At 64.4% G+C, this 21,418-nt stretch carries 21 protein-coding genes and 1 tRNA gene; 11 read left to right on the top strand and 11 right to left on the bottom strand.

The window, feature by feature from the left end; translation table 11 throughout:
- The first annotated feature begins 71 nt into the window (after positions 1–71).
- Complete coding sequence (locus ACMW4R_RS15465; protein WP_418300331.1) at positions 72–692, top strand: histidine phosphatase family protein; 621 nt, start codon at positions 72–74, stop codon at positions 690–692.
- A 231-nt stretch (positions 693–923) separates the two neighbouring features.
- Positions 924–1,355 carry a MarR family winged helix-turn-helix transcriptional regulator gene (locus ACMW4R_RS15460; RefSeq protein ID WP_058613363.1) on the top strand — a complete coding sequence of 144 codons (432 nt, stop codon included), beginning with the start codon at positions 924–926 and terminating at the stop codon, positions 1,353–1,355.
- Between the two features lie 57 nt (positions 1,356–1,412).
- On the opposite strand, the gene ACMW4R_RS15455 is transcribed toward ACMW4R_RS15460, so the two are convergent.
- Positions 1,413–2,909 (bottom strand): L-serine ammonia-lyase, iron-sulfur-dependent, subunit alpha, encoded by a 1,497-nt coding sequence (locus ACMW4R_RS15455; protein ID WP_418300330.1) that lies wholly within the window; start codon positions 2,907–2,909, stop codon positions 1,413–1,415.
- 150 nt (positions 2,910–3,059) lie between these two features.
- Between ACMW4R_RS15455 and ACMW4R_RS15450 the strand changes: the two genes are divergently transcribed.
- From ACMW4R_RS15450 to ACMW4R_RS15440, 3 genes are all read left to right on the top strand, one after another.
- Positions 3,060–3,132: transfer RNA gene (locus ACMW4R_RS15450), tRNA-Arg, on the top strand.
- 218 nt (positions 3,133–3,350) lie between these two features.
- Positions 3,351–3,695, top strand: a complete 345-nt coding sequence (locus ACMW4R_RS15445) for an ArsR/SmtB family transcription factor (protein ID WP_058596343.1) — start codon at positions 3,351–3,353, stop codon at positions 3,693–3,695.
- Positions 3,692–4,375 carry a cation transporter gene (locus ACMW4R_RS15440; protein WP_418300329.1) on the top strand — a complete coding sequence of 228 codons (684 nt, stop codon included), beginning with the start codon at positions 3,692–3,694 and terminating at the stop codon, positions 4,373–4,375. The genes ACMW4R_RS15445 and ACMW4R_RS15440 overlap by 4 nt, the downstream gene beginning before the upstream one ends.
- 75 nt (positions 4,376–4,450) lie before the next feature.
- Here ACMW4R_RS15440 and ACMW4R_RS15435 read toward each other — a convergent pair whose 3' ends face one another.
- The 4 genes from ACMW4R_RS15435 to ACMW4R_RS15420 are packed head-to-tail and all read right to left on the bottom strand — an operon-like array spanning position 4,451 to position 8,053.
- The gene (locus ACMW4R_RS15435) at positions 4,451–4,735 is read right to left on the bottom strand and encodes a Dabb family protein (protein ID WP_418300328.1); all 285 of its coding nucleotides are present in this window, start codon (positions 4,733–4,735) and stop codon (positions 4,451–4,453) included.
- Positions 4,736–5,719: a GDP-L-fucose synthase family protein gene (locus tag ACMW4R_RS15430; protein WP_418300327.1), complete on the bottom strand. Its 984-nt coding sequence runs from the start codon at positions 5,717–5,719 to the stop codon at positions 4,736–4,738. It abuts the gene before it with no gap.
- Positions 5,716–6,765 (bottom strand): GDP-mannose 4,6-dehydratase, encoded by a 1,050-nt coding sequence (gene gmd / locus ACMW4R_RS15425; RefSeq protein WP_058613368.1) that lies wholly within the window; start codon positions 6,763–6,765, stop codon positions 5,716–5,718. The genes ACMW4R_RS15430 and gmd overlap by 4 nt, the downstream gene beginning before the upstream one ends.
- A 34-nt stretch (positions 6,766–6,799) precedes the next feature.
- Complete coding sequence (locus tag ACMW4R_RS15420) at positions 6,800–8,053, bottom strand: glycosyltransferase (RefSeq protein ID WP_418300326.1); 1,254 nt, start codon at positions 8,051–8,053, stop codon at positions 6,800–6,802.
- 55 nt (positions 8,054–8,108) lie between these two features.
- On the opposite strand from ACMW4R_RS15420, the gene ACMW4R_RS15415 reads away from it, so the two are divergent.
- From ACMW4R_RS15415 to ACMW4R_RS15400, 4 genes are read left to right on the top strand one after another with little or no spacing between them, the layout of a single operon-like run.
- Entirely contained in the window at positions 8,109–8,675 is a 567-nt protein-coding gene (locus ACMW4R_RS15415; RefSeq protein WP_418300325.1) for an acetyltransferase, read from the top strand.
- Complete coding sequence (locus tag ACMW4R_RS15410) at positions 8,672–9,511, top strand: glycosyltransferase family 2 protein (protein ID WP_418300324.1); 840 nt, start codon at positions 8,672–8,674, stop codon at positions 9,509–9,511. Before ACMW4R_RS15415 ends, ACMW4R_RS15410 begins: the two co-directional genes overlap by 4 nt.
- A gap of 2 nt (positions 9,512–9,513) precedes the next feature.
- Positions 9,514–10,626: a glycosyltransferase gene (locus ACMW4R_RS15405; protein ID WP_418300323.1), complete on the top strand. Its 1,113-nt coding sequence runs from the start codon at positions 9,514–9,516 to the stop codon at positions 10,624–10,626.
- Complete coding sequence (locus ACMW4R_RS15400; protein WP_418300322.1) at positions 10,623–11,711, top strand: glycosyltransferase family 4 protein; 1,089 nt, start codon at positions 10,623–10,625, stop codon at positions 11,709–11,711. Before ACMW4R_RS15405 ends, ACMW4R_RS15400 begins: the two co-directional genes overlap by 4 nt.
- A gap of 87 nt (positions 11,712–11,798) precedes the next feature.
- On the opposite strand, the gene ACMW4R_RS15395 is transcribed toward ACMW4R_RS15400, so the two are convergent.
- From ACMW4R_RS15395 to ACMW4R_RS15370, 6 genes are all read right to left on the bottom strand, one after another.
- On the bottom strand, positions 11,799–12,833 hold the full coding sequence (locus ACMW4R_RS15395; protein ID WP_418300321.1) for an O-antigen ligase family protein: 1,035 nt from the start codon (positions 12,831–12,833) through the stop codon (positions 11,799–11,801).
- Positions 12,834–13,072: 239 nt separating this feature from the next.
- The gene (locus ACMW4R_RS15390) at positions 13,073–13,624 is read right to left on the bottom strand and encodes a hypothetical protein (RefSeq protein ID WP_418300320.1); all 552 of its coding nucleotides are present in this window, start codon (positions 13,622–13,624) and stop codon (positions 13,073–13,075) included.
- Between the two features lie 287 nt (positions 13,625–13,911).
- Positions 13,912–14,424 carry an acyltransferase gene (locus ACMW4R_RS15385; RefSeq protein WP_418300319.1) on the bottom strand — a complete coding sequence of 171 codons (513 nt, stop codon included), beginning with the start codon at positions 14,422–14,424 and terminating at the stop codon, positions 13,912–13,914.
- Complete coding sequence (locus tag ACMW4R_RS15380) at positions 14,424–15,674, bottom strand: hypothetical protein (RefSeq protein ID WP_418300318.1); 1,251 nt, start codon at positions 15,672–15,674, stop codon at positions 14,424–14,426. The genes ACMW4R_RS15385 and ACMW4R_RS15380 overlap by 1 nt, the downstream gene beginning before the upstream one ends.
- Entirely contained in the window at positions 15,671–16,573 is a 903-nt protein-coding gene (locus tag ACMW4R_RS15375) for a beta-1,6-N-acetylglucosaminyltransferase (protein ID WP_418300317.1), read from the bottom strand. Before ACMW4R_RS15375 ends, ACMW4R_RS15380 begins: the two co-directional genes overlap by 4 nt.
- A gap of 277 nt (positions 16,574–16,850) precedes the next feature.
- The gene (locus ACMW4R_RS15370; protein ID WP_418300316.1) at positions 16,851–17,468 is read right to left on the bottom strand and encodes a type II CAAX prenyl endopeptidase Rce1 family protein; all 618 of its coding nucleotides are present in this window, start codon (positions 17,466–17,468) and stop codon (positions 16,851–16,853) included.
- Positions 17,469–17,907: 439 nt separating this feature from the next.
- Between ACMW4R_RS15370 and ACMW4R_RS15365 the strand changes: the two genes are divergently transcribed.
- Both ACMW4R_RS15365 and ACMW4R_RS15360 read left to right on the top strand, forming a co-directional pair.
- Positions 17,908–19,431 (top strand): polysaccharide biosynthesis tyrosine autokinase, encoded by a 1,524-nt coding sequence (locus ACMW4R_RS15365; protein ID WP_418300315.1) that lies wholly within the window; start codon positions 17,908–17,910, stop codon positions 19,429–19,431.
- 9 nt (positions 19,432–19,440) lie between these two features.
- The gene (locus ACMW4R_RS15360; protein ID WP_418300314.1) at positions 19,441–21,261 is read left to right on the top strand and encodes a DUF4012 domain-containing protein; all 1,821 of its coding nucleotides are present in this window, start codon (positions 19,441–19,443) and stop codon (positions 21,259–21,261) included.
- Positions 21,262–21,418: the final 157 nt, after the last annotated feature.

Here is a 21,418-nt window from a genome sequence, read left to right as displayed (position 1 = left end):
GCCGGCCCTTCTTCTGTTCCTCGCCCGTTTTCCGCCACCGCGAAGACGATGCAACGCGGGAGGATGAGGGAGTGAACGACGCAGATCTCACCGAACCCGACGGACGCCTCGTGCTCGTGCGCCACGGCGAGACCGAGTGGAGCCGCACCGGCCGCCACACCGGACTCACCGACATCCCCCTCACCGAGACGGGCGCCTACAAGGCCGAGCTCGCGGGAACGCTCCTCGCGACGCGCCGCTTCGACCTGGTGCTCACGAGTCCCCTCCAGCGCGCGGTGGAGACCGCCGCCCGCGCCGGCTACCCCGACGCACAGCTGGAGCCGCGGCTGGTCGAGTGGGACTACGGCGCCTACGAGGGGCTGACGACACCCGAGATCATCGAGCAGCTGGGCCACCCCTGGACCATCTGGCAGGCGGGCGCTCCCGCCGGTGCCACTCCGGGCGAGAGCATCGAGCAGGTCACCGCGCGCGCGGCATCCCTTCTCGACGACCTCCGTCCGCGCCTCGAGAACGGCGAACAGATCCTCGTGTTCTCGCACGCGCACTTCCTTCGCTCCCTCGCGGGGGTCTGGCTGGGCCTGACGGCCGCTGGCGGGCGGTACTTCGTGCTCGGCACCTCAGCCGTGAGCGAGCTGGGCTTCGAGCACGGCAACGCGGTCATCACGCAGTGGAACCACGTCCGCGGGCGCTGAGCCGCGTGATCACAAAAAGATAACGCCGCCCTCTTCCCTTCCGTTATCTCACCGTTATAGAGTGCTCGCACGGTAGTTGTTTTGCTGTGGCAGCTACCGACATGTGATTGCAGGACACTCTTGGTGCAGGGATAAGGGCCGGTCGGAAGCCTCTCCGACCGGCCCTTACTCTTTCTCCCCGCCCCGCGTCGACCTCGCCGCACGACCGATGCGTCCCTCTATCGTGGAGACATGACCGATCGCCGCCTCGCCGTCCAGGCCTGGGAGAGCCTTTTCCGGGCGCAGCACGAGGTCTTCGAAGAACTGCGATCGGACTTCGAGGGCACCGAGCTGACGCAGGCCGAGTACGACGTGCTCCTCACCGTCACCCGCGCCCCCGAGATGACCGCGCGTCTGCGCGACGTGACGGGCAACATGCTGATCAGTCAGCCGAGCGTCTCGCGCCTGGTCGAGCGCATGGTCGCTCGAGGCCTCCTCACGAAGTGCGCCGACCCCGAAGACGGCCGCGGCTCACTCGTCACCGCGACCGAAGCCGGCGCCGTGATGTTCCGCAAGATCGCGGCCGCCCACGGGCGTTCGATCGCAGACCGGATGGCCCGCCTCGACGACGACGAGCTCGCGCAACTGCACGCACTGACCGCGAAGCTCCGCGGCGAGCGCTGACCCGATCGGACCCACCGCGCCTGGCGGCCTCACGACCGTCCAGACGGCGCAGCCGCGTCAGCACTCGATGACGTTGACCGCGAGCCCGCCTTCGCTTGTCTCCTTGTACTTGGTCGACATGTCGATGCCGGTCTGACGCATCGTCTCGACGACGGCATCCAGCGACACGTAGTGCGAGCCGTCTCCGCGCAGCGCCAGACGTGCCGCGGTCACGGCGGTCGACGCAGCGATCGCGTTGCGCTCGATGCACGGGATCTGCACGAGCCCGCCTACCGGGTCGCAGGTGAGCCCGAGGTGGTGCTCCATGGCGATCTCGGCGGCGTTCTCGATCTGGCGGTTCGTTCCGCCCATCACCGCCGTCAGACCACCCGCGGCCATCGCGCAGGCGGATCCGACCTCGGCCTGGCATCCGCCCTCGGCACCCGAGATCGACGCGTTCGCCTTGAACAGCGAGCCGAGCGCCGTCGCCGTCAACAGGAATCGACGGATGCCACGGCGTCGATTCGCCTCGGCCACGTCGCCGTCGTCCCACCCGGCGACCTCGCCGCGCGTCACGGCGTGGCCGTCGTAGCCGAGCAGCGCGCTCCCGACCAGCTCGCCGTACGGGGTGACAGCATTGCCGGCGCCGAGCCCGGAGTCGGCGAGGAACCGCCACCAGTACATCGCCACGGCCGGCAGGATGCCGGCGGCACCGTTCGTCGGCGCTGTCACGACGCGCCCTCCGGCCGCGTTCTCTTCGTTCACGGCGAGCGCGAACGCCCCGAGCCACTCCCCCGGCAGCTCGCGGTGCCCCTCGGCTTCGATCTCTTCGAGCTGTTGCCGGATCACCGCCGCACGGCGCTTCACCTTCAGGATGCCGGGAAGCACACCGTCGTGCTCGAGTCCGGCGTTGACGCAGGCGGCCATGGCATCCCAGATCCGATCGAGGCCCGCGGCGATTTCTTCGTCGGAGCGCAGGGCCTCCTCATTGCGACGTGCCGCCTCGGCGATCGTGATGCCCTGCTCGTCGCACAGCTCGATGAGGGTGGCCGCGTCATCGAACGCGAGCGGAAAGGGTGCAGCCGCCACGCGAGCGGGCTCCCCCTCGCGCCGGATGAACCCACCGCCGATCGAGTAGTAGGTGTCTTCCGCGATCACGTGGTCGCGCACATCGCGCGCAACGAGGGTCATGGCGTTGGGGTGGCCGGGCAGACGCCTCCGCGGCTCGAGCGAGATGTCGGCCTTCTGGAAGTGGACCGCGTGCGACCCGGCGAGCGGGAGCTGACGCCCGTCGGGCCAGTCCACCCACAGCCGCCGGACGGCATCCGGATCGACGGTCTCGGGATCCCAGCCGTGCAGCCCTGCGACGACGGCGTCGGGCGTTCCGTGCCCGATACCGGTCGCGCCGAGTGAGCCGTAGAGGTAACACGACACATACGTCACGCGCCCCAGGATGCCCTCGCTTTCGAGTCGGGTGGCGAACTGGAGGGCGGCCTTCATGGGGCCGACGGTGTGGGAGCTCGAGGGTCCGATCCCGATGGAGAACAGCTCGAACGCGGAGGTGTAAGCGCTCATTCGGCCAGCGTACGTCCCGCCCCGTCCGGACACCCCGTCGTCACCCTCGCGCCACGCCCGGGATGCACGCCGTTCCGGGCCGATTAGACGTCTCCGTCGGTCGCGGCTATGCTGGACCACGGCCTGCGCGCCGTTTCGCGCGGAGGCCCTGCGCCCGTAGCTCAATGGATAGAGCATCTGACTACGGATCAGAAGGTTAGGGGTTCGAGTCCCTTCGGGCGCACACTGTGTTGAGACAGTAAGAGGTCCGGTTCGGAAGTTTTTCCGACCGGGCCTCGTCTCATTTCTCCGAGCAGCACCCTCGAGCCTGGCGCCTTGCGGGCATTTTGCGCGACGCCCCTGACGCCCGGCGGCGCGATGCGGTCTCCGGCGAGAGTGATTCCCGCAGCGCCACGACAGTACATTGATTTCTTAATTCATGAATTCATGTACTATCGCCGCATGTCCTCCGCGACCCTCACCGCCACGGTCACGCACACCGCGGCGTTATCCCGCCTTGGTCATGCGCTCTCGGACTCGACGCGCACGGGCGTCCTCCTGGCGCTGCGCGAGGCTCCGGCGTACCCGTCCGACCTGGCCGACGCGCTCGGAGTGTCTCGGCAGGTCATGTCGAATCAGCTCGCGTGCCTTCGCGGGTGCGGACTCGTGGAGGCCGTGCCGGACGGGCGGCGCACCTGGTACCGACTCGCCGACCCGCGCCTCGCGCCCGTGCTCGACGAGCTGATGCGCGTTGTGCTCGTCGTCGAGCCGGGCTGCTGCACGGGGGAAAGCTGCACCTGCGTATGACGACCACCGTCCCTCGGCCTACTCACGAGCGCCGCCTCGTCCTCGAACGGCGCATCAGGTTGATCGTCACGGCGACGATCGCCTACAACCTCGTCGAAGCCGTTGTGGCGATCGCGGCGGGCACCGTCTCCTCGTCGACAGCCTTGATCGGGTTCGGCCTGGACTCCACCATCGAGGTCGTCTCGGCGGCAGCGGTCGCCTGGCAGTTCACGCGCCGCGATCCCGAGCGGTGGGAGACGGGCACACTACGCGTCATCGCCCTTGCGTTCTTCGCCCTCGCCGCCTACGTCACCGCCACATCGGTGCTCGCCCTCGTGGGAGGGATTGACGCTCAGCACTCCACGGTCGGCATCGCGCTCACCGCGCTCAGCGTGGTCATCATGCCTTTCCTCTCCCTGGCGGAGCGTCGAGCAGGCCGTGAGCTGCGATCGGCGACCGCCATCGCCGACTCGAAGCAGACCCTGATCTGCACCTACCTCTCCGCCGCGGTGCTCGTCGGGCTCGCCGCGAACAGTTTGTTCGGGTGGTGGTGGGCTGACGCGATCGCCGGACTTGTCATCGCCGCATTCGCGATACGCGAGGGCATCGAAGCATGGCGAGGCGACGCCTGCGCCACCTCCGTGGGGATGCTCCTGGAAGGGCAAGCCGACCACGACCACGACCACACCACCCGGGCCTGAGAATGACAGCCGCCGAAATACGGTCGGCCACGATCATCCCGTTCGACGGAGGATGGATGCCACGACACCGCCGCGTCAGTTCGGCTCCCAGTCCCCCACCCACCAGTCGCTGATCGCCGCCATTCTCTGCCCCGCGGCGAGGTGCTTCTCGGTCGCGCGCCATTCCTCGAACGCCGCGCGGTCCACGAACGTCCCGTCCTCGACGATCACACGCCCTTTACGCGTATCCAGCGATAGCGCGACATCCCACGAGAGGATGCCGGGCCACTCCCCCACCGCCCGCAGCTCGGCGATGGCCACCGAAACGTCCGGGTCCGCGACATCGTCACGGACCCGGAACAAAACGACGTGCCGGAACACCTACTGGCGCAGCGCGCCGACGTGATCGCGGTACCAGGCGACGGTGCGCTCCATCCCCTCTTCGAGCGAGATCTTCGCGGTCCAGCCGGCCTCGGCCAGCTTCGAGACGTCGAGGAGCTTCTGCGGAGTGCCGTCGGGCTTCGAGGTGTCCCACTCGGTCTCGCCCTCGAACCCGGTCACGCGTGCGATCGTCTCGGCGATCTCGCGGATCGTCACGTCCGACCCCGTGCCCACGTTGACCTGGTCGGGACCGTCGTAGTGCTCGAGCAGATGCAGGCACGCGTCGGCCATGTCATCGGCGTGCAGGAACTCACGGCGCGGCGTTCCCGTTCCCCAGTTGGTCACGCTCGTCGCCCTCGCCTGCGCCGCCTCGTCGTACCGACGAATCAGCGCCGGGAGCACGTGCGAGCCCTGCGGCGAGAAGTTGTCATTCGGGCCGTAGAGGTTCGTCGGCATCGCGCTGATCCATGGCAGGCCGTACTGGCGGCGCACCGCCTGGGTCTGCAGGATGCCGGCGATCTTCGCGATCGCATATGCGTCATTCGTCGGCTCGAGGTGTCCCGTGAGGAGCGAGTCCTCACGGATGGGCTGCTCCGCGAACTTCGGGTAGATGCATGACGACCCCAGGAACAGCACGCGCTCCACGCCGTTGGCGAGGGCCGCGTCGAGCACGTTGACCTGAATGCGCATGTTGTCACTGAGAAAATCGACCGGGTAGGTCGAATTCGCCAGGATGCCACCGACCTTCGCCGCAGCCAGCACCAGGTACTTCGGCTTAATTTCTCCGACGTACGCGAAGACGGCGTCGCGGTCTTTCAGGTCGAGTTCCGACGATGTCTTTCCGACGATGTTGTCGAAACCTGCCGCCTCGAGCCGTCGGACGATCGCCGATCCCACGAGCCCCCGGTGTCCGGCGACGTAGAACGTCGCATCGCGGTCCAGTTCGTGCGGGGTGTAGCTCACGCCGTCAACAGCGGTACTCACGCACGCGCCCCCAACAGCTCCGCGTTGCTCCACGTCGGAAGCGACACCGTGTCGATCCACTCGGGGCCTTTCTCGAGAGCGGTGATGTCGGCGTCGACCATGATCCTCGCGAGTTCGTCACCGCGCACCGAAGGCACCCAGCCGAGCTTGTCGGCCGCCTTGGTCGGGTCCCCGATCAGAGCGTCGACCTCAGTCGGGCGGAGGTAGCGCTCGTCGAACTTGACGAATTCCTTCCAGTCGAGGCCCACGTGCCCGAACGACGTCTCGAGGAACTCGCGGATGGTGTACCCGACGCCCGTGGCGAGCACGAAGTCTTCCGGAGTGTCGGCCTGCAGAATGCGCCACATTCCCTCGACGTACTCGGCGGCGTAGCCCCAGTCGCGGATCGAGTCGAGGTTGCCGAGGTAGAGGTCGTTCTGCAGACCCGCCTTGATGCGGGCAACAGCGCGCGTGATCTTGCGCGTGACGAAGGTCTCACCACGACGGGGCGATTCGTGATTGAACAGGATGCCGTTCACCGCGAACATGTCGTATGCCTCGCGGTAGTTCTTGGTGATCCAGTAGCTGTAGAGCTTGGCGGCCGCGTAGGGAGAGCGCGGGTAGAACGGCGTCTCCTCGTTCTGCGGAGGCGGCGTCGCACCGTAGAGCTCCGACGTCGAGGCCTGGTAGTACTTCGTGTCGATTCCCGACAGGCGGACGGCCTCGAGGAGGCGGATCGTCCCGGTGCCCGTCGTGTCAGCCGTGTGCTCGGGCTCATCGAACGACACGCGCACGTGAGACTGCGCGGCGAGGTTGTAGACCTCGTCGGGGTTGATCTCCGACATCAGCGTGACGAGCCGCGCGCCGTCGGAAAGGTCGCCGTAGTGCAGGAAGAGCTTGGCTTCGGGGTCGTGCGGATCGACGTAGAGGTGGTCGATTCGACTGGTGTTGAAGGTCGAGGCGCGGCGAATGACGCCGTGCACCTCATACCCCTTCGCGAGAAGAAGTTCGGCCAGGTAGGAACCGTCTTGACCGGTAATGCCAGTAATCAGGGCGCGTTTTGCCACGTTATTTCCGCCGTTCGGGAAGCGAGAAAGAGAGTCAAACAGGAGTCTTCACGGCGGCTTCGGCGGTCAGATCCGCGAGCAGACTATCGAATCGCTCGATAGCGAATGTTTCGTTCAGGACGGTCTCTTTGTAACGTTTGCCGTTCTCGCCCATCCGGAGACCCTCTCCGGGGTCGGCGGCGAGCGCGATTGCGCCGTCGAGAAGGGCTTCCGGATCGCCCGCGGCAACGATCATCCCGGCGTCGGCGTTGTGCACTTCTTGAGCGGTGATGCCCAGCGCATCGGTAGCCGCGAGAATGGGACGACCAGACGTAAAATACGACGTCAACTTGCTCGGCACGCACATTTCAGCAACGCCTGGCAGCTCGTTCACCAACAACATGTCGGCGGACTGCAGGATCGCGGCGAAAGCGTCGTCATCGAGCGGTGGCAGAAGCTCGGTCGTCGTGGGTTCCTGAGCTACTCGCTCGATGAGGTCATCCCGCTGCGCACCATTACCGACGAGCACGAAGCGCACCCGTTCGCCTCGTTGATGGGCAAGCCGGCCCGCATCGACGACGTGATGCAGCCCTTGCTTGGTGCCCATATTGCCGGTGTGAACGACGACGGTTTCATCGTCGCTCCAACCGTACGAAGCCCGCACGGCCGCGACGTCGACGACAGGGAGAGGTGCCAGATGGGTCCAGTTTCGGATCACGGCGATGCGCTCCAGCGCGACACCGAAATCGGCGTGCACACGGTCAGCGAACCGGTCGTGGATCACCACCACCATGGTGGCCGAGCGCAACAGCCAACGCTCAAGGCCGCGGATCACGCGTCCCGACAGCCCGCCGCCTCGCCCGATCTCCGTCATGCCGATGCCGTACAAATCCTGTACCCACACCACAAACGGAGTATTACGGTGCGACAGTAATGAACGAGCGCGGACGATCACGGACGAGATCAAAGCCGGCGAAACCGCGACGATCGCCGACGGTTGCCCCCATCGAACGAAAACCTGCCGAACGCCGAATGTGGCTTCGGAGAGCGCTCGGGGCAAGGACGAAGGCTGCTCCGGAACAAAATGCAGCACCCGGTGCACATCGACACCCTGAATCCGTTCGCTGTGCGACCACTGCCCGTAACCTGACGTGATCTTCCACTGCGGATAATGAGGGTGCGCGACCACAGCGCGAACCTCGTGGCCCTGGCGCGTGAGCCCCTCGGCCATGGCGCCAGTGTACGGGGAGATTCCCGTAGTCTCCGGGGGGTAGTTCAGCCCGAAGAAAAGCGTTCGCGGTGGGTTCACGGGACAGAGAATACCGCCGCGACCGTTACGACACAGTTACAGGAAAGGGACCACCGTGAGCGACATTCCGGTGATCGATCTTTCGAAGGCCCCCGGTGAGCGGGCCGCCTGGGATCGGCCCGCCTGGCAGGTGTATCTGTGGGGGGTTTGCGAGCTGATTTTCATAACGAATCCATGGCAAATCAGCTCCAGCCTTCGGGTGCGCGTGCTCCGCGCGTTCGGCGCAGAAATCGGAAAGGGCGTCGTCTTCCGCCCCCGCACGCGCGTCAAGTTTCCGTGGAAGCTGCACATCGGCGATCGGTCTTGGATAGGTGAAGGCGTGTGGTTTCACAACCAAGATCACGTCTACGTCGGGCACGACGTCGTTATTTCGCAGGAGACCTTCATCACAACGGGAAGCCACCGCCACCGGGGCGACATGGCCCTTGTGACCAGGCCCGTCGCGATCCGTGAAGGCGCCTGGATCACCAGCAGATGCATCGTTCTAGGAGGTACGACGGTGGGTCGATCCGCGCTAGCTCAGCCGATGTCCGTCATTAGCGGCGACATCGGTGCCGGGGAAGTGTGGGGTGGCGTGCCTGCCCGTCACGTCGGAACGCGATTCGAAGGGCTTCGTCAGTGAGTTCGAAGGTACCCATCACGGCACTGGTCCAGACGAAAAACGAAGAGGTGGGGATTGCCGCGTGTCTCGCGGGCCTCACGGACTTCGACGAAGTCATCGTCGTCGACTCGAACAGCACCGACGGGACCGTGGCTCTCGCCGAACAACATGGTGCCCGCGTCGTCAACTTTACTTGGGATGGAAAATATCCGAAAAAGAAGCAATGGCAACTCGCGAACGTTGCGACGCGCCATCCATGGGTCTTCTTCATCGATGCGGATGAGGTTCCGAGTGAGCGCCTGAAGGAGGAACTCAGCGACCTGATATCACGTGAAGATGCGGCAGCAATCGACGTCGATCTGGACTACGTGTTCGCTGGAAAAATCCTGCGCCACGGTCACCGGGTAACGAAGCGATGTGTGGTTCACCGTGACCGAGTGCGATTCCCGGAAATGGACGACCTCGGAGCTCCGGGAATGGGCGAACTCGAAGGCCACTACCAACCGCGCGCGAACGGAGCGGTGCTAAAGGCAAAGGGGCGGATCCTCCACAACGACTTGGACCCAGTGTCGAGTTGGTTCTCCCGCCATAACCGCTACTCGGACTGGGAGGCATACCTCCGCTCGAACAGCGCCCTGCGCGCTGAGATCGCGAACAAGCGCACGAGAAAGGGCCGAATCTTCGACGCCGTGCCGTTCAAGCCTGCTCTGTTCTTTCTTTACGCTTACGTGGCGCGGCTCGGCTTCCTGGACGGACGAGCCGGCTTCGACTATGCCGCTGCGCTTGCGATGTACTACTGGCAGATCGGGGTCAAGTACCGCGAGCTTCAGCGCAACGCGACGGTGACCTCAAAATGAGGGTGCTCCACGTCACCCCGAGCGTAGCGCGATCGGATGGCGGGCCAGCGGAAGTCATCCGCGGCTTGATACCGGCCCTGCATCGTCGAGGCGTGTCGGCTGACGTTCTCACGACAGACAAGGGGCTCGCCCCCGATGACGACGACCTCATTACGGCGGATTGGGTGCGCCACGTCGCGAGCATGGGCCCCTCGAGCGTCACGTTCGCTCCCCGCTTCGTGTCCGCGATGTCGGATGGTCTCTCTCGGTACGACGTCGTCCACATTCACGGGTTTCAGAGCTACCCGGGGACCATGGCCATGCGCATCGCCCGACGCGCGGGAATCCCCTATCTGATCGAACCGCACGGCGCACTGGATCGATATCACTGGAAGATGAACGCCCTTCGCAAACGAGCGTGGATGCGGATCGCCGACGCGAAGAATCTCGCGAGCCTGAGCGGGGCCGTCTACTCGAGTGAACTCGAGGCGCGACACGCCCTCGATGTCCTCCCCGACACCCGTGCCTTTCACATGAACTTGGCCGTCGACGAGCAGTTGTTCTCGATCGATAGGACGAGGAAAGGCGTCGGACCGGCGAAGATCGTCTACCTCGGGCGACTGACCAAGAAGAAGCGAGTGGATCTCGTCGTCCGCGCGCTTGCCGAAGCACCCCTGCGCGAACGAGGGGTCCGGCTGCTCGTGGCCGGCGGCTCGGATGGCACGATACAAGATCCCGGCGCTCTCGCTCACGAAATCGGGGTCGGCGATTTCGTCACGTCGCTCGGCCAGGTGGACTCCGCTCGTCGCCGCGACCTGCTTAGCGAATGCGACGTGTTCGTCCTCCCGAGCGAAGACGAAAGTTTCGGCGTTGCCGTCGCGGAGGCCATGGCAGCCGGAGCCCGGGTGGTCACCAGCCAGCACGTCGGCATAGCGGCACCCGCATGGGAGAAGCGCGCGCTCAAGGTGGCTCGCAACGATCCCGCGAGCATCGCTCAGGCAATCGTGGATGCCCTCGAGGATGAGGGACTCCCTGAGCGCGCCCGCGCACACGCGGAGCGCGAGTTTCGGTGGAGCACAGCCGCTGCACAGGCCCACCACGCGTATGAGACCGCCTGCACGGGAGTCATCCCGTGAGCGCCGATCCGTTGGTGGTCGTCACCCAGCCCTACGTGCCTGCCTACCGAGTTCCCCTCTTCGAAAGCATCCGAGGAAGGCTCAAAGACCGGGGCATTCGATTCGTCGTCGCAGCCGGGCACCCAATCGGCGCGCAAGCCGCCCGCGGAGACAGAGAAAGCCCACCGTGGCGCGTGGACATCAGATCGAGGGGAGTACGCCTCGGAGCGCGGACCGTGGAATGGCGCGCGCTTCCGTCCGACCTGAAGCCCGACGTCGTGGTCTCCGAGCTCGAGGCGCTGAACAACCTTGCGTGGACGAGATCCTTCGGGAGACGGAAGCTTGTTTTGTGGGGGCACGGCCGCCCGTACGTGAACGACGCCGGAGCCCTGTCCGATCGAATCGAGTGGGCTCTCGCCCGACGCGCCGATGCGGTCATGACGTACGCCGATGGCGGCCGCAAGTACCTCGTGGAAAGCGGCAAGCTCGATCCAGAGAGAGTCGTCACCATCGGCAATAGCACCGATTCGGCGTCCCTGCGAGCGGCCTACAACGCTGTGGACGCGGTCGAGAAGGAACGTCTTCTACACCGGTGGCCTCGCGCCCCCCGTGCCCTTTTCGTGGGTGGCCTCGACGCTGCCAAACGTATCGACTTCCTCGTCGACGCAGCGATTGCAGCGCGTCAGAGGGAGCCGAGGTTCACGCTTCTCGTCGTTGGCATGGGCGAGATGCAGGACGCACTGTCTCGCGCGGGTGATGCGGTCGAACACATTCCTAGCGCGCGCGGCGCGGAGCTCGCGCGGTTGGGGCATGTCGTCCAGGCGATGTGGATGCCTGGACGCATTGGTCTGGTGGCGGTCGATTCACTGGCCCTCGGGCTTCCGGTCTTCACCACCTCCTACCGCTATCACGCCCCCGAGGCCGAGTTTCTTCGGGCGGGAGAGCGAGTCACTCTTCCGGACGACCCGCAGGCATTTGCGGAGCGGGCCCTCCGCCTGATGGCCGAAGGGTCGATAGCAAATCGCGTGCTGCGTTCGGACATCCCGACGATCGAATCGGTTTCTCAGAATTTTGCCGATGTAGTGATGAACGTACTTGATCGCTAGCTGCGAGGGCACACCTCGCGCGGTCACACACGTCTTAGATTTGGTGCGCCAATCACCACTCTCGTTGTGGGAGGGACCACGCGATTCTCATACCGAGGTGGTCCGAGCGTCCCCGGAACGAGGCTCGACGCACAAGGCCGCGGCGATCAGGATCGGCCAATATGTCGCCCGCTCCATGAAGACCGGATTGAAGAAACCGAAGCTGACCAGCACCGCGACCGTGATGAGCCCGTAGGGCGCTATCGTCGATCGCCAATGCCTCCACAACGTGGGAACGGGCGAGAAGACGAACCCGTAGTAACCGACGGCGAAGAGGATCCCGCCCGCCGTCAGCACGGTCAGGGGAACGGATACACCTGCCTGACTTTCGAACCCCGCTCCCGTCAGCGGATTTCGGAGAAAGAGGTTCAGGGCGCTTTCATTGAGGGCTGACCGGCCCGCATCGCTGAGCGCCCCCGCACCGCCCGCGAGACGCGAGTCCGCAAGGACGAGGGGCACGAGAAACCAGGCCCCCACCGCGCCGATGATCAGTACGGGCCAGGCGACTGAGCTGAAACGCGAGCGGGCGATGGAAATGACCGTCGCGAGTCCCAGAGCCGGGAGGCCCACGAGCAGGGCTGCTCGCGACTCGCTGAGCAATCCTCCCCACAGGATCAAAACGAGGCACGACACCCAGAGAATCTTGCTGCGTTCTTTCGCGACGAGGAACAGGCACGGCGCGATCGCCAGGCTGACAGAGAAGGCGAGAGAGTTCGGGTGCGACGCTAAACCACTGAGCCGTTCGCCTGTTGCCTGAGTCAAGATCCCGGCGAAGGAAACGACACCTAACGAGACGGCAAGCGCGGCGAGCCCGTTGAAAGCGATGCCGGCGACCCACATTTTCAGGAGACTGCGGATGTAGCTGTCGCCGAACCATGACTGGAAGCTGAACACAATCACCGCCACCACAAACATGGTGAGGAAAATGCGCACGAGCATCACCGCGTCGAAAGGCGCGTCCTTGACGATCGTGTTCCAGGCAGACACCCCCGCCGCCGCGCCCAGCGGCACGAACATCCAGCTGCGGATCCGCAGGGGCCTTCTTTGAAAGAAAGCGGTTACGGCAAGAAGGACGACGGTCATTCCGAGCGCGTAATCGACGACGTTGAAGCCCCCGAACGTCGCACCCGTCCAGGACGAGGAGAATGCCGCGGCGTACGTGACCCACCGCAGAGTGGTCGTGCCTCGCGTGTCAGCCCCGGTGCGGTTTCCCTCACTGCCAGACGGCGCGCCTAGCACTGCGCGCGAAGTCAGCGTTCGATCCCATTCGCGAGAGTTCATGATCCACCACCTTTCCGCAGCATTCAGGTTCGCTACGGCGCTCAGCGTGTTTTTAAGCAGCGGCGGCGTACCTGATCATCCCAGTCCGTGGTCGCCTCATACGCGGAGACCTCCCATACGCGACCGTGAGGGCGGTATGCATTGCCCCCCGTCTGTACCACCATGGGGACGTCCCCGAGGAACGCGCCCCACGCGCTGAATGTCGAACGGCTGCCGACGATCCCGGCCGCATGTGACATGAACACCATGTCATCGAGCGCGTTCCTCCCGGTCGACCGGACGACCCCTTGTTCGCAGAGGAGGGGCGCCAGCTCAGCGTCGTCTCCGTCGGAGCAGACGAACACGCGAACGCCGGGATGCGCGTCGCGAGCCGCCTTCGCACGAGCGACGAACCACTCAATCGGGGAACTGGTGTTGTTTTTCGACACTCCGGATTCGGAAGCCCCTGCCCGGGAGAAGTCGCCCAGGCGGACGTGGAACGCGATGTACGGCTCCCCGGTTGGAGACGAAACGACGCCCCGGCGGGCACGGGCGACCAAAAGGTCGCGAAATTCGGGACCACTGATGGTGACACCGTCGAAGTAGTTCTCCATACCCCGAACAGTTACGTAGCGATGGCCAGAGCTGGCTCCGTCATGCGGGACTCCGCGAGCCTTCGCCCAGATGAGGCGTAGGAGCGAAGACAGGTTAGGTGTCCGGAAGAGAATCCAATACATCCGTTTGTCGCGTTCTCGGCGGAGGATCGGGCCGATCTTGATCTGGAACCAGGTCGGCCAGAGGAGCACTCGAGATTCTTTTGCGGCGATGTCAGCGGCGCGGAGGACAGGAAAGAGTTCGTTGCCCAGCCCCGCTCGCCCGATCAGGGGAGCGACAAACGTAGTCACGGCGCAGATACCTCTTGGTCGAGCCTCTTGATCACACGAGCCGGCACACCCGCGTAGAGGCAGTTAGCCTCGGTCGAACGGGTAACGACAGCGCCCGCCGCGATGATGTTACCCTCTGCGACGGACACCCCCGGAAGGATCGTCGCACCGCTACAGATCCATGTTCCGCGCCCGATGGTGATCGCCGCGCTCCGGCCAGGCCCAGCCCGGCGGTCGGATGGCCCAACCTCGTGATCAGAGGTGACGAACCGAACGTGATTTCCGATTCGGACACCTTTCTCAATACGAATGGGAGCCTGCATGTCGAAGTGGCACGACTGATTGACGAAGACGTCGTCGTCAATCGTGAGGCGCATTTGCGAGTGATAGGTGGAGCCGCCGTACATCAGCACGTTATCGCCGACGGAGGCGCCTGCGCGGCGCAGAAGAGCGGGGCGGAAGCGGTGAGGCAGAAGAGAGAATGCCGCGATCTCTGTGAGCACATCCTGAAACCACTTGCGACCGGGCATCATGAATTCCCTTCGATGCGGCTCCGCTTGCTGGTGCCCCGCAGCGCACCGATCGCGGGCCAGATTGTGATGGTGAATGCGATGACCTCCGCCAGCAGGTAGGCCAAAGCGACACCGCCGACGCCGAAGGCGATACCCCCAGCGACCATTCCGGAAAGTCCGACGATCGAGGCGACCGTCGCCGCCAACGCGAGAGTAGCGGTCTTCCTGAGGGGAACCAAGCAGGCCCTCCCGACCAAGGACGACATCAGCGCCATTCCCATCGCGCCGCCCAAGGAGAACGAGATCCCGTAAGGAACTTCGATCGCCCCGTGCGACAGGAGCGTCCCCAGTACGGGCGCCAAGAAGCCAAAACCGACTAGCGTCGCCGCCCCCAGTCCCGCTCCTACGCCGATCGTCCGTCGAATACGTGACAAGAGCTCACCGTGCGATCCGGCGGCTGGCACATACCCTTGGGCGACCTGCGTTACCGGGGCAAGCGCAAGGGCCGCGATTCGGAAGAGCCGGTCCGCCATGGCATAGGTCTCGACGCCGGAACCTGCAAAGTTCGTGACGACCACAAGCGGCGAGTTCTGATACAGCGACGTAAGGATGGCGTTCCAGAAGCCAGCGCCTCCCGCGGCGACGGTGCCGGTTATATCGCGAACGGCCACCCGCTCGCCGCGGGGGTAGCGGCGTCGGATCGACATCCACGAAAACGCGAGAGCGCCGAGCTGCCCGACGAGCTGGCCGATGACGAATAGCAAAATGTTCGAGGTCGCGAGGATCAGCAGGATGCCGATCACAGTTCCTCCCGCTCGCGGAAGGACATCAAGCGAGTTGAGCTTGGATGGGCGCGACTCCCCGACGAAGAACCACGACGCCGTAAGTCCGCCGACCACCGGCGTCAGACCAGCGACCAAAGCGGCGGCGGTGGTCGAGGACCATCCCACCGAGATGAGGATTACGGCGATGGCGACCGCGGCCGCCGGCACGAGGATGACCGCCCTCGAGATGAGGGAGATGAGGAAGATCCGTCCGCGCTCAGAATTTGGAGCCGCCGCGACGGCAGCTGGGCCGACCACGGGCCAGCCGAAGGCAACGACCGTCGCCGCTATAGCACCCGCAGCTTGTGCGACGGCAAGCGCGGACCAGGCTGCGGCCCCCGCCACCTGAATCACCACGGGGACACTCACGACGCCAACGAGCGCACTGATGGCTACCGAGAGAAAGTATCCCGAGCCCGACTTGACGAGATGAGGAGTCTTCACCGCTGCCCGTTCTGCGAGGACAACTCGCGCACAACCCGCGCAAGCCCCCGCGGGTCGTCACCCCTCGCCTTCCGGGCGAAGAACTCGAAGGGTCCACGAATGTGTAGCAACTCGTCCGGCGACAGATATCGCGTGAGCGAGCGGTCGATGTGATGGAGGTTCGCGAAATCTGCGGTGCGTTTGTCGCCCTTGGGCTGAGGGGGTGCGGAGGTGGTTCTGGACGCCAAGTCGCCGCTGTGGATCAGCGTATGGAAATAGATCTCATCCGGGGCGAGTGCGTGGCGGAGAAGGCCTGCGAGGCGCGATCGCGCCTCCACATTCGACATCATGGCCTCGACCGCCGCCGCCGTGAGGGCTGTCCATTGACTGCCCGCGACCATCGTGAAGCCAGCGAAATCGCTCTTCTTTTTCCGGGGGGTCGTGAGTTGCTTGACTCTGCGAGCTGCGGCAGCACCGCGACCACGAAGTCCCTGGGCGCGCGCATCAAACCTGTCGAAATGCCATTCGCGGAGAATCCGGCGTTCGTTCATCTCATACCCGTCCAACAGAAGGCCTGCTCGGCAGTAGAGCGTGCCCGGCCTTTCGGCGAAGAGTGCCTCGAGCTCGGCGAGCGGTCGAATCGGCACGCATTGGCCAGAGAGCAAGACGATGTACTCGTCCGGTGATGCGGACATCTGCAATGCCAACGCGTAGAGCTTCTCGGTCGCTTCGACGACCGAGAATCCTCCCCATCTGACGTCGGTGCGGTCTGCGACGTAGGCGATGTTTTTCGCTCGCGGATAATCGTCCTGTTCCGACGTCGCGTCGACGTGAACCACTATCTGATGAGGGCTGAGAGCCTCAGCTGCGACGCGGAAGACCTGCGGATCCCCATGCGTGAGAACGGCAAAGACCGTCACCGGCGAAGGCTCGATCCGAACATCGAACGCACAGCACAATCGCTGACTCGCCCCGCCGGGAGCGGGTTCATCGGATCGGCCAAGTACAACGGGATGCCCCGAACTGTGCGGTGGACTGCCACAGTTTCACTGGCCCCTCTCGTCCGCGCGGTGTTTGCTGCTGGTATCGGCTGAACACTAACAGTCGGACATGACCCTCGAAATCATCAGCGTGTGAACATCGAATTTCGAGCCCTCATCGTGAATCACCGCGATGGGCGTCACGAGAGGTGGCGTGCTAGACCAAGATCGTGCCGACGATCGCCAGCGCCAGGTAGGTCATGTTGTAGATCAAGTGCGTCAGGACGGCACCCCAAATGCGTCCGCTCAGCAAGACGATGAGACCGCACACCGCACCCACTGCGAAAAATTGGATGCCGTCCGCCAATGACAATGAGCTGAACGCCGCGTGCAGGAGTACGAAGCCGCCAGCTGAGGTGAGCAGCGCAGTTGTCGCGGCCGCGAGAGCGCCGACACTGCGCCGAAGCAACTGATAGACGGCCACCAGGATTACTGCGCGAAAGAAGAACTCCTCGATCACTGGAGCGAACAGGACAGAAGGGATCCCGTAACTCCATATCCCGTCCCACACTGACGAACCATCGGAACGAAGGAGGGTCGGGAAGGTCGAAGAATCTGCTCCGCTAAGCCATCCCTGGAGGAGGCGTAGGCCGCCTCCGATTCCCACACCCCAGAGGAGGTCGATTGAACGCATTTGTAGCAAACCCGCGGGGCGCGCCCGCTTGAACGCGACGACGACCGGAATCCCAAGGCCAGCCCACAGCGCTATGGACGAGGCAAACGGCGTCCACGGACCGCCCAATCGGTTCAGCGTCACGCTGACGATGAGCCCCACGCCGACTCCGACGAGTGCGGTCGTCAGAACGAGGAAATTCCACTTTCGAACCGCCGTGCCACCCTGACGCCAATCCAACCGCCGACGTCTCCGCCGTCCCCGCGAACGAGATGAATCAATGGAAGCAACTGACCCATCGGCAGCAACGCTCTCATCTGCTGCAGGGGCGTCGCTCAGCTTTCCAGGCACGGTGGTCAACCTATCGTTCGCGCCCCCCTTAGAGAACTCTTCCCGCCTCTTTCCCCGGGGACCCAGTGCGATCAGTGTGCAAGAAGGACTTCTGTGCACCGCGCAAGCAGACTGCGAGTTCGGGGGACACGCACAAGGGGCAATAGGCAGGCATCGTTTGTTGCGAATCCGGAAACAAGAGGTGTGGCACACTGAGTGAGATTCTCCGACCTCTGCAACGCAGGTCGACAGCGCGTCCTCGAGAGGCAACATGGAGCTCAGCGATCACATCCGCACCCTGCGCAAGAACTGGCTCCTCATCGTCGCGCTGACATTCTTAGGGCTGGCTGTGGTGGCGGGTTACACGCTGACCCGAACGCCAATCTACGAATCGTCAAGCACAGTCTTCGTCTCCACCCAAGCGGGGAGTACTGCCGCTGAGCTCCAGCAGGGCTCTTCGTTCGCGCAGGCACGGATCAATACCTACGTGGGACTGGCGACTATGCCGGTCGTCCTGGATCCCGTCATCACGGAGCTCGGGCTTCCAACGTCATCCGATTCCCTCGCGAGTTCCGTCAAAGCGGCTGCAGGATTGAACTCGACGTTGATCACCATCACGGTGTCGAATCCGAGCGCGGCGCGGGCCGCGGAGATCGCCAATGCTGTCGCGGACAGCCTCGCGACAAAGGTCCCTCAATTGGAGCCCGAGGCAGGCGACGGGACCAGCCCCGTCCGCCTGAGCCGGGTGAAGGACGCCCAGCCGGCAGCACAGCCGTCCAGCCCGAACATCGTTCTGAATCTCACGCTAGGTACTCTCATCGGGCTCGCGGTGGGCCTCGGCACCGCGGCTCTCCGGAGTCGCTTGGACAACCGCGTCCGCACCCCGCGCGACGCGGAGCAGATTACGGGCGCGCCGGGCATCGGAGCGATTGCCTTCGACACGAAAGCGAAGGACCGTCCGCTCATCGTCCACGCGGATCCGTTGAGCCCCCGAGCGGAGTCGTTCCGCGCGCTGCGCACGAACCTCCAGTTCCTGGACATGGGAGGGCGATCAAGCTTCGTCGTGACGAGCTCGGTCCCCAGTGAGGGTAAGTCGACGACGACCATAAATCTCGCCATCGCGCTGGCTGACGCCGGTAAGCGCGTGGCGCTGCTGGACACAGATCTGCGCAAGCCGAAGGTTGCCGAGTACCTGAGTATCGAGGGCGGTGCCGGGCTGACCGACGTCCTCATTGGGAGAGCGAAGATCAATGAGGTGATGCTCCCCTGGGGCGGACGGAGCCTCTACGTCCTCCCGGCAGGCAAGGTTCCACCAAACCCGAGCGAGCTTCTCGGCTCGCGGCAGATGGGGACTTTGCTCGAGATGCTCGAGCGCGATTTCGACGTCGTTCTCTGTGACGCTCCTCCCCTGCTCCCGGTGACCGACGCGGCTATCCTCGCGCGAGCCACAAGCGGCGCATTGATGATCGTTTCCGCTGGGCGCACGAGCCGCCACCAGCTCACACTGGCGACAGAGGCTCTGAACACCGTGGGCGCGAAGCTCGCGGGCTTCGTCATGTCCATGGTGCCGACCCGCGGTCCGGACTCGTACTACTCGGCGTACGGCTACGGGTATGGCTACGGCTATCGCTACGTGGAGACACCCCCAGCCAAGAAGAAGCCAGCACGTTCGACAGGAGGACGGCGACGACGCGCAGACTCTGCGAGCGATACCCCGGAGCCCGCGACGCCGCAAGAACTCGGTCTCGCCTCTCGCCGAACGGCGCGCGGGTCCAACAAAGACACAGACGCATAAAGCGGCGACGTGAGCACCTCGGTTCTTCCCCGTCCAGCTCAGATTGCAGGTCGCGTCTTCGCATGGATTTTGGCTGGCCTCATCTTGGTGGCGCTTCTCGTTGCCGCTTGGGTCGGGGTCCGTGGAGCCTTGGCCTACCAACATCTCCTTCGTATTCAGACGGACGTCGGCCCGAGCGCTTCCGCCCTGGCGTCCGATCCGGCGAGCGCCGTCCCCACCATCGGACGACTGGCGATGGAAGCCTCGGAGGCACGGCAACTGACCTCCGACCCGATCTGGAAGGCTGCCGAGCTGACGCCGTGGATCGGACCGCAACTCGCCGCGTTCGGCACGGTGTCCGCGTCCGCCGATGAACTGCTCACCGGAGCGATCCTTCCGCTCGCGACAGCAGCCAAGGGCGTATCGTTCGATTCTCTTCGCCCCGTTGGCGGCCGCATCGATGCGACCCCTCTCGCAGACCTCGCCGGACCCGCATCCGCCGCCGAGACGCGAGCGAGAGAAGCGTCGGACAACGTCGAGGCCATCGATCGAACGTCGCTGGTAGGAGTTGCCGCCTCTGCGGTCGACAAGACCGGCGAACTCTTCGACCAGTCTGCAACCGCCATCGACACTCTCGCCGGCGCCGCTCGCCTCCTCCCCGAGATGCTGGGACAAGACGGGGAACGCAACTATCTCGTTCTCGTGCAGAACAACGCAGAATGGCGATCACTCGGCGGAATCGCGGGAACCGGAATTCTTCTGCACACAAACCAAGGCACCGTTTCTCTTCTCGACACTCAGTCTGCGGGCGCAATCGTCCGAGATCTGCGCGAGCCGGTCACCACCCTGCCCGACGAAGTCGTGAACATCTACGGCACTCGACCGGGACGGTTCTTTCACAACCTCACGCAGATTCCCGATTTCTCGATCGACGGGCCTCTAGCACGCGAAATGTACCGAACGAAGACCGGACTCAGCGTGGACGGCGTGATCGCCATCGACCCTGTCCTGCTCTCGTACGTACTTGAAGCGACGGGACCTGTGATGCTCCCCTCCGGAGAGCAACTCAACGCCGGAAATGCTGCTCGAATCCTCATGAACGAGGTGTATCTCCGCTATTCCGATCCCTCGGAACAAGATGCGTTTTTCGCGGCCTCGACCGGCGCTGTCTTCCAAGCATTGATTGATGGCCGGGGATCAGCCCCGTCGCTGATATCGGCGCTCTATCGCGCCGGCGAGCAGCACCGCCTGCTCATGTGGAGCGCGGATCCCGCCGATCAGGCGATCATCGCCGATACAACGGTTGCCGGCCCGCTCCCCGTCACGGACGGTCGAACGGCCCGCTTCGGGGTTTACCTGAACGATGGAACCGGCTCGAAGATGAGCTACTACGTCAGGCCGGAGGTCGCTGTCGAATGGGGCTCATGCCAGCCTCTCGCGACGGCCGGGCAACGCTCACTCACGCTCAGTCTGTCGTTGACAAACGACGCACCATCGGATGCCGCTACATCGCTACCGGCGTACATCACCGGAGAAGGCGCCTACGGGACGGCTCCCGGCACAGCCAAGGTAGTCGGCAACCTCTACTTGCCAGAGGGTTTCGAGTTGATTTCCTCTGCCGTGTCCAATGGAGCGAATTTCGACGTCGCGACTTTTGAAGGGCGACAGGTGCTCACGTTCGGCGTCGACCTGGCTCCCCAGTCCTCCACACGCATCACTGTGGAGGTGCGCGCGCTCACGTCAGCGACGGACGCAGAAGCGTACGTCACGCCTACCGCAGACTCCTCCCTCGATCCCGTCGTCCGCGCTTCCTGTGTTTCAGCGGGAGCGGGAAACGCGACGCTGGGCTGATCACACGGTTGACCGGAACGACGAAGTCGCGGGTCGCCGCACCCGATCACGTTGCGAAACATTTACCTGAAGGAAATGACTACGGTTTGCAATACGGCGTACCCCTACGGGATACTCAGGTAGGTCTCAACAAACTCCATTCCGCTCTTTCTTCCTC

It is taken from the genome of Microbacterium sp. S1037, assembly GCF_048381605.1.
Lineage (GTDB): Bacteria > Actinomycetota > Actinomycetes > Actinomycetales > Microbacteriaceae > Microbacterium > Microbacterium testaceum_B.
Note: the sequence above shows the minus strand (reverse complement) of the source record. Positions and strands in the feature narration are given on the sequence as shown.